This is a genomic window from Metapseudomonas otitidis (assembly GCF_900111835.1).
Classification (GTDB): domain Bacteria; phylum Pseudomonadota; class Gammaproteobacteria; order Pseudomonadales; family Pseudomonadaceae; genus Metapseudomonas; species Metapseudomonas otitidis.
Genome location: NZ_FOJP01000009.1, coordinates 81,589 through 94,883, shown reverse-complemented (window position 1 = coordinate 94,883; position 13,295 = coordinate 81,589). Strand labels below are relative to the sequence as shown.

General features: G+C 67.9%; 12 protein-coding genes and 1 tRNA gene. 9 read left to right on the top strand and 4 right to left on the bottom strand.

The window, feature by feature from the left end; genetic code table 11:
• Nucleotides 1-61 precede the first annotated feature (61 nt).
• From BM198_RS13070 to BM198_RS13060, 3 genes are all read left to right on the top strand, one after another.
• The gene (locus BM198_RS13070; RefSeq protein WP_074970455.1) at nt 62-943 is read left to right on the top strand and encodes a PA4780 family RIO1-like protein kinase; all 882 of its coding nucleotides are present in this window, start codon (nt 62-64) and stop codon (nt 941-943) included.
• 87 nt (nt 944-1,030) lie between these two features.
• Nucleotides 1,031-1,495 (top strand): bacterioferritin, encoded by a 465-nt coding sequence (gene bfr / locus BM198_RS13065; RefSeq protein WP_044401369.1) that lies wholly within the window; start codon nt 1,031-1,033, stop codon nt 1,493-1,495.
• 178 nt (nt 1,496-1,673) lie between these two features.
• Nucleotides 1,674-2,576, top strand: coding sequence for an EamA family transporter (locus BM198_RS13060; protein WP_074970453.1), 903 nt, complete (start codon nt 1,674-1,676; stop codon nt 2,574-2,576).
• On the opposite strand, the gene cueR is transcribed toward BM198_RS13060, so the two are convergent.
• From cueR to BM198_RS13045, 3 genes are all read right to left on the bottom strand, one after another.
• Nucleotides 2,506-2,943: a Cu(I)-responsive transcriptional regulator gene (gene cueR / locus BM198_RS13055; protein WP_044401376.1), complete on the bottom strand. Its 438-nt coding sequence runs from the start codon at nt 2,941-2,943 to the stop codon at nt 2,506-2,508. The two genes, BM198_RS13060 and cueR, sit on opposite strands and share 71 nt — an antisense overlap.
• 89 nt (nt 2,944-3,032) lie before the next feature.
• Entirely contained in the window at nt 3,033-5,435 is a 2,403-nt protein-coding gene (locus BM198_RS13050; protein ID WP_074970451.1) for a heavy metal translocating P-type ATPase, read from the bottom strand.
• A gap of 515 nt (nt 5,436-5,950) precedes the next feature.
• Nucleotides 5,951-6,322 (bottom strand): hypothetical protein, encoded by a 372-nt coding sequence (locus BM198_RS13045; RefSeq protein WP_074970449.1) that lies wholly within the window; start codon nt 6,320-6,322, stop codon nt 5,951-5,953.
• A 113-nt stretch (nt 6,323-6,435) separates the two neighbouring features.
• Between BM198_RS13045 and BM198_RS13040 the strand changes: the two genes are divergently transcribed.
• The 4 genes from BM198_RS13040 to BM198_RS13020 all read left to right on the top strand — a co-directional run bounded on the left by BM198_RS13040 (nt 6,436) and on the right by BM198_RS13020 (nt 8,147).
• Nucleotides 6,436-6,633, top strand: a complete 198-nt coding sequence (locus BM198_RS13040; RefSeq protein WP_069563211.1) for a heavy-metal-associated domain-containing protein — start codon at nt 6,436-6,438, stop codon at nt 6,631-6,633.
• Nucleotides 6,634-6,649: 16 nt separating this feature from the next.
• Nucleotides 6,650-6,742: transfer RNA gene (locus BM198_RS30155), tRNA-OTHER, on the top strand.
• 864 nt (nt 6,743-7,606) lie between these two features.
• Nucleotides 7,607-7,873 (top strand): hypothetical protein, encoded by a 267-nt coding sequence (locus BM198_RS13025; RefSeq protein WP_074970443.1) that lies wholly within the window; start codon nt 7,607-7,609, stop codon nt 7,871-7,873.
• A 25-nt stretch (nt 7,874-7,898) separates the two neighbouring features.
• Complete coding sequence (locus BM198_RS13020; RefSeq protein WP_074970441.1) at nt 7,899-8,147, top strand: DNA-binding protein; 249 nt, start codon at nt 7,899-7,901, stop codon at nt 8,145-8,147.
• 5 nt (nt 8,148-8,152) lie between these two features.
• On the opposite strand, the gene BM198_RS13015 is transcribed toward BM198_RS13020, so the two are convergent.
• Nucleotides 8,153-8,794, bottom strand: a complete 642-nt coding sequence (locus BM198_RS13015; protein ID WP_074970439.1) for a TetR family transcriptional regulator — start codon at nt 8,792-8,794, stop codon at nt 8,153-8,155.
• Nucleotides 8,795-8,946: 152 nt separating this feature from the next.
• On the opposite strand from BM198_RS13015, the gene BM198_RS13010 reads away from it, so the two are divergent.
• Nucleotides 8,947-10,119 (top strand): efflux RND transporter periplasmic adaptor subunit, encoded by a 1,173-nt coding sequence (locus BM198_RS13010; RefSeq protein ID WP_074970438.1) that lies wholly within the window; start codon nt 8,947-8,949, stop codon nt 10,117-10,119.
• Between the two features lie 12 nt (nt 10,120-10,131).
• Nucleotides 10,132-13,260, top strand: coding sequence for an efflux RND transporter permease subunit (locus tag BM198_RS13005; RefSeq protein WP_074970437.1), 3,129 nt, complete (start codon nt 10,132-10,134; stop codon nt 13,258-13,260).
• The last annotated feature ends 35 nt before the right edge of the window (nt 13,261-13,295 follow it).

Below are 13,295 nucleotides of genomic sequence, written 5' to 3'. Positions count from 1 at the left end.
TGCCGTATAAAGTCGGACCATTCCAGTCCCAACCCATTTTCCCGAGGAACGCCGGCAAGGCATGAAGACACCCAAGCGCATCGAACCCCTGGTGGAGGATGGCCTGATCGACGAAGTGGTCAGGCCGCTGATGAGCGGTAAGGAAGCATCCGTCTACGTGGTGCGTTGTGGCAGCGAGTTGCGCTGCGCCAAGGTCTACAAGGAGGCCAACAAGCGAGGCTTCCGCCAGGCGGCCGAGTACCAGGAAGGGCGCAAGGTTCGTAACAGCCGCGACGCCCGGGCCATGGCCAAGGGCTCCAAGTACGGGCGCAAGGAGCAGGAAGAGAACTGGCAGAACGCCGAAGTGGCCGCCCTGTTCCGCCTGGCCAACGCCGGCGTGCGGGTGCCCAAGCCCTACGACTTCCTCGACGGCGTGCTGCTGATGGAGCTGGTCACCGACGGCTACGGCGACGCCGCCCCGCGCCTCAACGACGTCGACCTGACCCCCGAGGACGCCCGCGAATTCCACGCCTTCATGATCGGCGAGATCGTCAAGATGCTCTGCGCCGGCCTGGTCCATGGCGACCTGTCCGAGTTCAACGTGCTGCTCGACCCCTACGGCCCGGTGATCATCGACCTGCCCCAGGCGGTGGACGCCGCCGGCAACAACCACGCCTTCCGCATGCTCGAGCGCGACGTCGGCAACATGGCCGCGTACTTCGGCCAGTTCGCCCCCGAGCTGCGCTACACCCGTTACGCCAAGGAGATGTGGGCGCTCTACGAGGACGGCAAGCTGACCCCGGATACCCGGCTCACCGGCCAGTTCACCGAGCCCGAGGAAGCGGCCGACGTGGATGCGGTGATGCGCGAGATCAAGGCCGCCCTCGCCGAGGAGGAGCGCCGCCAGGCGCTGCTGAAGGACACCAGCGACGAACCGCCGACCCCGCCCTGGATGAAGGAATGAGGGTGTGGCATCGGGCTGCTTGACCGGGCGGTTCCCGAGGACGACCATTGCGCCCTCGGATCACCGCGTTTGCAGGGGAGAACACAGATGAAAGGGCAAGCGGAAGTCGTCGAATACCTCAAGGACCTGCTGCGAGGTGAGCTGGCCGCACGCGACCAGTACTTCCTGCACTCGCGCATGTATGCCGACTGGGGCTTCACCAAGCTCTACGAGCGCATCAACCACGAGATGGAGGAAGAGACCGAGCACGCCGATGCCTTGTTGCAGCGCATCCTCTTCCTGGAAAGCACCCCGGACATGACGCCCAAGGCCATCCACCCCGGCGCCACCGTGCCGGAGATGCTGCGCTCGGACCTCAACCTCGAATACGAAGTGCGCGCCGCGCTGAGCAAGGGCATCACCCTGTGCGAGCAGCATGGCGACTACGTCAGCCGCGACATCCTCGCCCTGCAGCTGCAGGACACCGAGGAAGACCACGCCTACTGGCTGGAACAGCAACTGGGGCTGATCGACCGGGTCGGTCTGCAGAACTACCTGCAATCCCAGAGCTGATCGGCCTCGCGACCGTTCATGTAAAAGCCCCCGGAGAGATGCCTCTCCGGGGGCTTTTTTGTGGCGGCGTGCCGGTCTTCTGTTGCGGCCCTGTATCCCTCGAATCCCCGGAATCTGTATCCATACAGCCTCCCGGTGACCTGCTAGCGTGGCCCCACCCGCTCCCGGAGTCCCTGCCATGCCGTTGCCGCACATCCTCCTTGCCCTGCTGGTCACTCTGGTCTGGGGCGTGAACTTCGTCGTCATCAAGCTCGGGCTCGGCGAGTTCCCGCCGCTGCTGTTCTGCGCCCTGCGTTTTGCCCTGGCGGCGACGCCCTTGCTGTTCCTGCGCGGGCCGCTGCCGGCGCCGTTGTGGCGGATCGTGCAGATCGGGCTGCTGCTGGGGGTGTTCAAGTTCGGGGTGCTGTTCATCGGCATGAAGCTGGGCATGCCGGCCGGGCTGACCTCGCTGGTGCTGCAGAGCCAGGTGTTCTTCACCGTGCTGATCGCCGCGCTGGTGCTGGGCGAGCGGCCCACGTTGCGGGCGTTGGCGGGCCTGGCGTTGGCGGCTTCGGGGCTGGTGCTGATCGGCCTGGAACGGCCCCTGGGCGATAGCCTGCTGGCCTTCGTGCTGGTGCTGGTGGCGGCCCTGGCCTGGGCCTTCGCCAACATCGCCACCAAGCGCGCCGGTGCCCGCGACATGCTGCGGCTGATCTGCTGGGTGAGCCTGGTGCCGCCCTTGCCGCTGCTGGCGCTGTCCTGGGTGTTCGAGGGGCCGCAGGCGATGGCGGCGGCCTTTGCCCACGCCAGCCTCACCGGCTACCTGTCCCTGGCGTTCGTGGCCTTCGGTGCCACCACCCTGGGGTTCGCCCTGTGGAGCTTCCTGCTCAGTCGCCACCCGGCGAGCCTGGTGACGCCCTTCGCCCTGGCGGTGCCGATTTCCGGGCTGCTGTCCGGCTGGCTGCTGCTGGGCGAGGCCCTCAGCCCGTCGGCGCTGGCGGCCTGTGCCCTGGTGTTCGTCGGCCTGGCGATCACCGTGTTGCCGAAGGACCTGCTGGGGCGCCTGTTGCCCCGCAGCAACCGCCCGATGCCAGGTCCTTGAGGATCGGGCAGTCGGGGCGGTGATCGCCCTGGCAGTGATCCACCAGCTCCTGCAGGGTGTCGCGCAGGCCCACCAGCTCGGCGATGCGCTGGTTCAGTTCGTCGATGTGGGCATTGGCCAGGGCCTTCACGTCGGCGCTGGCACGGCCCCGGTCGCGCCACAGGGTGAGCAGGCGGCCCACTTCCTCCAGCGAAAAGCCCAGGTCCCGCGAGCGGCGGATGAAGGCGAGGCTGTGCAGGTCCTGCTCGCTGTACTGCCGGTAGCCGCTGTCGCTGCGGCCGGCCTCGGGGAGCAGGCCGATGGATTCGTAGTAGCGGATCATCTTCGCGGTGAGCCCGCTCTTCTTCGCGGCCTGGCCGATGTTCATGCAGCTGTCCTCTTGGGTTGAGGTGTCCGGGCGCCCCTTGTGGGGCGCTTGGTGAATGAGTTCGCCCCTGCCAGAACGGCGTCCTGGCATCAGTCTTCCGTGTGTTTCTCCCCGGCCGGTTTCCAGGTCTTCAGCAGCAGGGCGTTGCTCACCACGCTGACGCTGGAGAGGGCCATCGCGGCGCCGGCGACCACCGGGTTGAGCATGCCGGCGGCGGCGAGCGGGATGCCCACCAGGTTGTAGATGAAGGCCCAGAACAGGTTCTGGCGGATCTTGCCGTAGGTGCGCCGGGCGATGTCGAGGGCGGCGGGGACCAGGCGCGGGTCGCCGCGCATCAGGGTGATGCCGGCGGCGTGCATGGCCACGTCGGTGCCGCCGCCCATGGCGATGCCCACGTCGGCGGCGGCCAGGGCGGGGGCGTCGTTGATGCCGTCGCCGACCATCGCCACCACCGCGCCGCCGGCCTTCAGCCGGGCCACCTCGGCGGCCTTGTCGGCGGGCAGCACTTCGGCGTGCACGTCGTCGATGCCCAGTGCTTCGGCCACCACCCGGGCGCTGCCGCGGTTGTCGCCGGTGATCAGGTGGCTGGCGATGTGGCGTCCGCGCAGGGCCTGCACGGCATCGCGGGCACCCTCCTTGAGGCTGTCGCCGAAGGCGAACAGGCCGAGTACCTGTGCCTGGGGTTGCAGCGCCAGCAGCCAGGACAGGGTACGGCCCTCGGCTTCCCAGGCCTGCGCCGAGGCCAGCAGGGCGCCGCCGTCGAGGCCGTGCTCGTCCAGCAGGCGGCGGTTGCCCAGGGCCAGCAGGCGGCCCTCGACCACGCCCTGGATGCCACGCCCGGTGAGGGACTGGCTGTCGCCCACCTCGGGCACCGCCAGGCCGCGTTCGTCGCAGGCATCCAGCACCGCCTTGGCCAGCGGGTGCTCGCTGCCGCGCTGCAGGGCGCCGGCCCAGGCCAGCAGGTGCGCGTCGTCGCTATCGGCAGCGGCGAGATGGGTAATGCGCGGGCTGCCGGAGGTGAGGGTGCCGGTCTTGTCGAAGGCCACGGCGGTGACGGCGTGGGCCACCTCCAGGGCTTCGGCGTCCTTGATCAGGATGCCGTGGCGGGCGGCGACGCCGGTGCCGGCCATGATCGCCGTCGGCGTGGCCAGGCCGAGGGCGCAAGGGCAGGCGATCACCAGCACGGCGACGGCGTTGATCAGCGCCGTCTCCAGCGCCGCGCCGGCCAGCAGCCAGCCGCCGAGGGTGGCCAGGGCGATCAGCAGCACCGCCGGGACGAACACCTGGCTGACCCGGTCCACCAGCTTCTGGATCGGCGCCTTGGCCGCCTGTGCGTCTTCCACCAGGCGGATGATCCGTGCCAGCACCGTCTCGCCGCCGAGGGCGGTGGTGCGCACCCGCAGGCGCCCCTCGCCGTTGATGGCGCCGCCGGTGACACGGTCGCCCGGGGCCTTGGGCACCGGCAGGCTCTCACCGCTGATCAGCGCCTCGTCGGCGTGGCTCTGGCCCTCCAGCACCTCGCCGTCCACCGGGAAGCGTTCGCCGGGTTTCACCAGCACCTCGTCGCCCAGCTGGAGTTCGGCGATGGCCACGTCTTCCTCGCGGCCGTCGCGCAGGCGGATGGCCCGCTCCGGGCGCAGGGCTTCCAGGGCGCGGATGGCGGCGCTGGTCTGGCGCTTGGCGCGGCTCTCCAGGTACTTGCCCAGCAGCACCAGGGCGATGACCACCGCCGAGGCTTCGAAATACAGGTGCGGCACGTGGCCGGGGTGGGCGGTGGCCCACTGGTAGAGGCTCAGGCCGTAGCCGGCGCTGGTGCCGATGGCCACCAGCAGGTCCATGTTGCCGGCGCCGGCGCGCACGGCCTTCCAGGCGGCGCGGTAGAAGCGCGCGCCGAGGATGAACTGCACCGGCGTGGCCAGGGCGAACTGCACCCAGGCCGGCAGCATCCAGTGCAGGCCGAAGGGTTCCACCAGCATCGGCAGCACCAGCGGGGCCGCCAGCAGCAGGGCCAGTGCCAGGGCCAGGCGCTCCCGTTGCAGCGCCTGTCGGGCGCGGGCCTCGCTGTCATCGGCGTGCTCGGCCTGGTGCAGCCGCGCCTGGTAGCCGGCGCGGGTCACGGCCTGGATCAGCGCCTGGTCGTCCACCCCGTCCAGCCGCTGCACGCTGGCCCGCTCGCTGGCCAGGTTGACGCTCACCTCCAGCACCCCCGGCACCTTGGCCAGGGCACGCTCCACACGACCGGCGCAGCTGGCGCAGGTCATGCCGCCGATCTCCAGCTCCAGGCGCCCCTGGGGCACCTCGTAGCCGGCCCGCAGCACCGCCTCGCGCAGGGCGGGCAGGGCATCGGCGGGGGCCTGGACCCGGGCCTGCTCGCGGGCCAGGTTGACGCTGGCGGACTCCACGCCAGGCACCTTGGCCAACGCGCGCTCCACGCGGCCGGCGCAGCTGGCGCAGGTCATTCCAGTGATGGGCAGGTCGAACGATACGGTCATGGCTGATCCTCCTCGTGGGGCACAGGATCAACCTTGACCCCGTGGCAAGGTCAAGAGGGGAGAGGGCTGCTGAGGAAAAGCCGGTGGGTCTTCGATGGCGATGTTCCAGTGCGCTGTTTCAACGCCAAGCTGGTTATCGAGTTCTGCGGATGTTTCTTGTTTCGCCCTCCCGGGCGAGCCCCTTTTGGCAGTCGCCCCAAAAGGAGCCAAAAGGGCTTGCCCCTGCATACGGGTCCCGCGTTGCGGGACTCCCCTCGCTGCATCATCGTTCCAGGGGCACGCGCTGACGGGCCATCCCTGGCCCGGCAGCGCTCTCGCGACATCCATGTCGCTCAACCCCTTCCACGATGACTCCGCTCGGCCTCCTGAAGGGGCGGCTTTCCCCGCCTCACCTTTCTCGACCAGGCATGAATCCAGAGTGCGCTCGAAAATTGCTCATCGAGCGAGAGCAGGCTGCAGGTCTGGTTCTAGAACGGCGGAACAGAACGTCGTTGAGTGCCCTTTTCAAAGACGTGTCAGGGCAACGGCACCGACGGAATCAGGTACAACCCGTGGTCGTTCATGCCCAGTTCATAGCGGCTGACCATCCCGGCCTGCAGGGTGATGGTCTGAGGCTCCTGCACGCCCATGCCGGCACGGCAGGGGGCGGCGTCGAGCAGGCCGAGGCGCACCGAGACCCGGCCCGGAGGCAGGTTCAGCTCCACCGACTGGCCCTGCACAAGGCGCGCAATGAGACGGTCCTGAACGTAGAGGGCCACGTCGCAGCCGGTGGCCAGCTGCATCCGCTCGCGGGAGACCACGAGCATGCCGTAGTTGAGCGGGGCTTCCGCGCGGGCCAGGCCGGGCAGGGCGAGCAGGGCCGCGAGCAACAGGGTGAGGGCTTTCATGGCAGGGCTCCGGAGGGGCAGTGGAGCAAGTGTAGGTGCGCGGGGCTTGACCTTGCCACGGTGGCAAGGCGGACACTGCGGGCCGTTCATCCAGCCATCACGAGGAGTCGATCATGCAAGTGTTCAAGGTCCAGGGCATGTCCTGTGGTCATTGCGTACGCGCTGTCACCGAGGCGGTGCAGGCCCGCGACGCGGCGGCGGAGGTCCAGGTGGACCTGGGCGCCGGTGAAGTGCGGGTGGCCAGCCGCCTGGCGGCCGAGCAGGTACTGGAGGCCATCCGCGAGGAGGGCTACCCGGCCGAGCTGGCCTAGCGCCCAGCACACCCCTGGAAGGCCATCACGCCCGGCGTCGCGGCCGGGCTTCGAACCCGGTGGAGGACGACAGCCGTTCCTTACTGGGTTCGACGTCCACTGCCTTCCGCCCCATTCCTTCTCGCTTTACCGTCCTGACCGGATGCAATGCGCGGATGTCGGACCAGAAGAGTTCTTCCGGGAACATTTCCGAGCCGTGGTACTGGAAGGTGAGGAAGTGCGGGGCGTCGTAGACGCCCTCCAGCGCCATCACCACGCCGACGATATGCACGCAGGTGAAGGTGGGCTCCGGGACGTCGGGCCAGTTCAGCTCTATCCAGGCCGTGCGGCCAATCAATGCGCAGGCGGCGTCGAAGGTGAAGTCGGCCATGCTCGATCTCCTATCAAGCGGTTTCCATGGTGTGACTCAACGCGCTGGGTTGGCTTCCTGGCAGGCACGCGCAGCCCTTTCCGTTCCAGGCTCGTTCCGTCACTATTCGGCGATTACCGGACAGTCAATTGATAAATAATTCATCATCCACGGGCATGGTATCCGTAATGAATAATTTATCAATAAATTATTTATTAATAATTAGAGTTTTTAGGAATGATTGAGGAGCGTCTTAGAACGCTTGTCCGCCACCTCGGTGCGACTCGACTTGCCGATACGACCGCTATCAAGGAGCGCCAGCGTTGGCAGACGGTTGCCACAAACCGAAAGGTGAAGGCGCGTGTTGAGGATCTGGAGGAGGTGCTGAAGGCATTCCCCCAATACGAGCTGTGGCTTCTGAAGGGGGATGTGGACCCGGCCAAGGGGCAGGTATCGCCCGACTTCGATGGAGCCCCGCCGAGTGTGGAATAGCGGCCTCCACGCTGGAATGGTCGAAGGGGCGGCTACGTCCCTGTTCCGTATTGTGGTGACACGCTGCTGACCGAGTTCTGCGGACGCCGTCTGTTTTGCCCTCCTTGCGGGCCCTTCTGGGGTGACTGAGAAATGGAATCCATTCAGGAAAGGGCAATAGCCCTGATCTACAAGACCGGCCTGGACCATCTGGTCCGAGCATCCGAGATCAACTACAGCCGCTGGAAGAACCTCCGTCATCGAAAGGTTCGGATGAGCACCGAGGAACTGGAGGTGCTGGTCAGGCTGTACCCCCGCTATGGCCTATGGCTGGCGACCGGGACGGTCGCTCCGGAAGCCGGGCAGACGAGCCCGGCCCATGACGACGCATGTACGGACGCATTCTCCTCCCAGTCCTGACGGCGCCAGAGATTCGTTTGAAAACATGGACGAAATCAGAAACAGAGCGCTCTACCTCCTCCACCTGGCTGGGCCGAAGAGGCTCAGCCAGCTAGGCGAGACCAACCACGAGCGCTGGAAGAACATCAGCAAGGGCGCCATCCGCATGGGCACGGAGGAACTGGCCGTGCTGGTGCGCCTGTATCCGCACTACGCGTTCTGGCTGATCAGCGGCGAAACGGTGCCTGAAGCCGGGCAGACGAGCCCGCTGGAGGCATCCTCCCCCCAGCCGTGACGGCGCTAGGACGCGCTGCGCAGCACCTCATCCCAGTCACGGATCAGCCCACGGAACACCGCGTCCAGCAGCGGCGCGGTGTCCTGCTGCGGGTCGAACAGGGAGATGTCGCGGGTCCAGTCGGTGAACAGGCCGAGGATCTGCGCATGCAGCCCGCGCGAGGCCAGGCGCGGGGTGAGCCCCGGGTGCAGGCGTTCGACGCAGCCGGGCAGGGCGAACAGTGCCTCGCACAGGTCGATGAACTGGTTGACGAAGGCGTTGTGGCGGTCCTCCGCCTCGCGCAGTTCCTTGGTGAACTCGCAGCGGTGCAGGAGGATGGTGAAGATGCGCTTGCGCTGGGCGTCCACCGCCAGTGAGGTGATCGCCTCGATGGACAGGTTGCGCAGCGACAGCAGCGCGTCGCGGCCGCTGTAGCCGCAGAGGCGTTCGGTCATCTGCTCCGGGGGCAGGCGCACCTGGTTGAGCATCTCGTGGAACAGGTGGGCCTTGTTCTGGAAGTGCCAGTAGACGGCGCCCCGGGTCACGCCCGCAGCCCGGGCGATCTGTTCCAGGGAGGTATGGGCCACGCCGTTCTCGAGGAACAGCAGCTCGGCGGCGGCCAGGATGTCGGCGCGGGTTTTCTCCGCTTCTTCTTTGGTTCTGCGCATAGCAGTCAGGTGAATAGTGTCTAGGCTTCTTCTCGGGAGTCGGATTCTAGCGACATTGCTGCCGCCCCGGCGCTTCGGCTTCCCCTCTTTTCGTCCTCTCAATCGAAATGCCATTCCACCCGTCCTGGCAGGAATGGCCGTGGAGAATCGCCATGCCGCTCGCTCGCCGCCTGCCCTTGCGCCACGTCCTGCCGGTCGTCGCCTGCCTGCTGTCCGGCCCCCTGGCCGCAGCGGACGCTCCCGCCGGAGGGGGCGCACCGGCGCCCGAGGTACTGGTGGAGACGGTGCGCGAGGGGCCCCTGCCGCTGGTGCTGGAGTACGCCGGGCGTACCGCCGGCTACCGCGAGGTGGAGGTGCGCGCGCAGGTCAGCGGCATCCTCCAGGAGCGCACCTACCAGGAGGGCGCACGGGTGCAGAAGGGCCAGGTGCTGTTCCGCATCGACCCGCGCACCTACCAGGCCGCCCTGGGCAGCGCCAAGGGCGCGCTGGCCCAGGAGCAGGCGCGCTACCGGCAGACCGAGCGCGACCTAAAGCGCGTGCGCGAGCTGCAGAAGAAAGGCTTCGCCAGCGAGAGCGAGCTGGACAACGCCATCTCCAACTTCGAGCAGAGCAAGGCCAACGTGCAGGCCGCCGAGGCCAACGTCCAGGCCAAGCAGATCGACCTCGACTACACCACGGTGAAGGCGCCCATCAGCGGCATCACCAGCAAGGAGACCCGCTCCGAGGGCAGCCTGGTGGTGGCCGGCGATCCCAACTCCAGCCTGCTGACCCAGCTCACCCAGCTGGACCCGCTGTACGTCAACTTCGGCTACCCCGACACCGAGGCCGAGCGCCTGCGCGAGGGCGTGCAGAGCGGCCGCCTGACCCTGCCGGCCGACGGCAAGCTGACCGCCGTGCTGAAGTTCGGCGACAGCTCCACCTACCCGCTGGAGGGCCGGGTGGACTTCACCGACAGCTTCGTCAACACCGGCACCGGCACCGTCAGCGCCCGCGCGGTGGTGCCCAACCCCGAGCAGAAGCTGCTGCCGGGCCAGTTCGTGCGGGTGCTGATCAAGGGGATCACCCGCCCCGGCACCATCACCGTGCCGGAGCGCGCGCTGTCCCAGGGACCGCGCGGCACCTTCGTGTTCGTGGTGGACAAGGACGGCGTGGCGCGCATGCGCGAGGTGAAGACCGGCGACACCACCGAGGGCCGCTGGGTGATCCTCTCCGGCGTCTCCGCCGGGGACCGGGTGATCGTCGAGGGCCTGCCCCGGGTACGCCCGGACGCGCCGGTGAAGGCGGTGGAAGCCCCCGCCGACGGCACCCCGCCGAAGCAGTCCTGAGGAGGGCGCGCCGTGATCTCGCGATTCTTCATCGACCGGCCGGTGTTCGCCGCGGTCATCTCCATCGTCATCATGCTCGGCGGCCTGGCCGCCATGCGCGCGCTGCCCATCGCCCAGTACCCGGAGATCCTCCCGCCGCAGGTGGCGGTGACCGCCAGCTACCCCGGCGCCAGCTCCCAGGTGATCGCCGAGACGGTGGCTGCGCCGCTGGAGCAGGGCATCAACGGCGTGCAGGGGATGATCTACCAGCTGTCCAACTCCGACAGCAACGGCGCCATGAGCCTGACCGTGTACTTCCAGGTGGGCACCGACCCGGACCAGGCCACCATCGACGTCAACAACAAGGTCCAGGCGGCGCTGGCGAAGCTGCCCGAGGAGGTGCGCCGGCAGGGCGTGAAGGTGGAGAAGAAGTCCTCCGACATCCTCCAGGTGGTGACGCTGTTCTCCCCGGACAATTCCCGCGACCCGATCTACATCAGCAACTACGCGCTGATCAACGTGATCGACGAGCTCAAGCGCATCCCCGGCGTCGGTGATGCCAGCCAGTTCGGCTCGAAGAACTACTCCATGCGCATCTGGCTGCGGCCGGACAAGCTGGCCCAGTACAACCTGACGCCCACCGACGTGGTCAAGGCGATCCAGGAGCAGAACTCCCAGTTCGCCGCCGGCAGCTTCGGCAAGCAGCCGCTCAACCAGCCCCAGGACTTCACCTACACCGTCACCACCCAGGGCCGCTTCACCGACCCGAAGGAGTTCGAGAGCGTCATCCTGCGCACCGACGCCACCGGCGCCAGCCTGCTGCTCAAGGACGTGGCGCGGGTCGAGCTGGGGGCCCAGGACTACTCGCTGATGACCTCGCTGAACGGCCAGCAGAACGCTGCCTTCGGCATCTACCTGCAGCCCGGCGCCAACGCCCTGGACACCGCCGAGGCCGTGCGCCAGACCATGGACCGGCTGGCCAAGCGCTTCCCCCAGGGCATCGACTACAAGATCCCCTACGACACCACCAAGTTCGTCAAGGTCTCCATCGAGGAGGTGATCCACACCTTCGTCGAGGCCCTGGTGCTGGTGATGCTGGTGGTCTACCTGTTCCTGCAGAACTGGCGCGCCACGCTGATCCCGGTGCTGGCCATCCCGGTGTCGCTGATCGGCACCTTCGCCGGCATGTACCTGCTGGGCTTTTCCATCAACCTGCTGACGCTGTTCGGCATGGTGCTGGCCATCGGCATCGTGGTGGACGACGCCATCGTGGTGCTGGAGAACGTCGAGCGGGTGATGCGCACCGAGAAGCTCGGCCCGCGCGAGGCGGCGATCAAGGCCATGGAGGAGGTGACCGGGCCGATCATCGCCATCGTGCTGGTGCTCTGCGCGGTGTTCGTCCCGGTGGGCTTCCTCGGTGGCCTGGCGGGGCAGATGTACAAGCAGTTCGCGATCACCATCGCGGTGTCGGTGGTGATCTCCGGCATCGTCGCGCTGACCCTCTCGCCGGCGCTCTGCGCCCTGCTGCTCAAGCCCACCCATGAGGAGCCGGCAGCGCCGTTCCGCTGGTTCAACCGGGCCTTCGACCGTGCCACCGACGGCTACGCCGCCGGGGTGCGCTTCTTCCTCAAGCGCAGTGCCATCGGCTTGCTGCTGTTCGGCGGGATGATCGCGCTGATGGTCATGCTGTTCGGCCGGGTGCCCGGCTCCCTGGTGCCCGACGAGGACCAGGGCTACGTGATCAACGCCTACTTCCTGCCGCCGGCCGCCTCCCTCACCCGTACCGAGGAAGTCACCAGCGCCGTCACCGAGCAGCTGATGAAGCACCCGGCGGTGCAGGACGTGGTCACCTTCGCCGGCTTCGACGTGCTCACCTTCGGCACCCGCAGCAACGCCGGGGTGTCGTTCATCCCGCTGAAGGACTGGAAGGAGCGCACCACCGCGGACCTCGACGCGCGCAACCTGCCGCGCGCCTTCATGGCCATGGGGGCCGGGCAGAAGGACGGCGTGGTGATGACCTTCAACCCGCCGCCGATCACCGGCATGAGCACCACCGGCGGCTTCGAGGCCTACCTGCAGGACCGCTCCGGCGGCTCCATCGCACAGCTGCAGGCGATCGTCGGCAAGTTCGTCGCCGCCGCCGCCAAGCGACCCGAGCTGGCCGGCGTGAGCACCACCTTCAACGCCAACGTGCCGCAGTACTTCCTCGACCTGGACCGCACCAAGGCCCGCGCCCTGGGGGTGGCGGTGAACGATGTGTTCACGGCCATGCAGTCCACCTTCGGCAGCTACTACGTCAACGACTTCACTCTCTACGGGCGCACCTGGCAGGTGAGCCTGCAGGCCGAGGCGGACTTCCGCCGCAAGCCCGAGGACCTCAGCCAGGTGTACGTGCGCTCCGCCTCCGGCGACCTGGTGCCGCTGTCGTCCCTGGTGCGGGTGCAGCGCATCCTCGGGCCGGACTCCTACGCGCGCTTCAACGTCTACCCGGCAGCCAAGATCCTCGGCGGCCCGGCGCCGGGCTACAGCTCGGGGCAGGCCCTGGCGGCCATGCAGGCGGTGGCGGACGAGGTGCTGGGCGAGGACTACAGCCTGGGCTGGGTCGGCTCGGCCTACCAGGAGCTGGCCACCCAGGGCTCGGGGGGCACCGCCTTCCTGTTCGGGCTGATCATCGTGTTCCTCATCCTCGCCGCCCAGTACGAGCGCTGGACGCTGCCCATCGCGGTGGTCACCGCCGTGCCCTTCGCGGTGTTCGGCGCCATCCTCGCGGTGTGGCTGCGCGGGTTGTCCAACGACGTGTACTTCCAGGTGGGGCTGGTGACGCTGATCGGCCTGGCGGCGAAGAACGCCATCCTCATCATCGAGTTCGCCGTGCTTTGCCGGCAGCAGGGCATGGGCATCTTCGAGTCGTCCCTGGAGGCGGCGCGCCTGCGCTTCCGGCCCATCGTGATGACCTCCCTGGCCTTCATCCTCGGCTGCGTGCCGCTGGCGATCAGCAGCGGTGCGGGCTCGGCGAGCAGACATTCCATCGGCACCGGGGTGATTGGCGGTATGCTAGCGGCCACGGTGCTGGCAACCTTCCTTATCCCGATGTTCTACCTGCTGGTGGAATCCGCTGCCGACAGGTTGGGGCGCAAGAAGAAGGCACCGGCCGCCGAGTGACGTCCGGCGCCCACCGGACATCGAACCGCACGCCC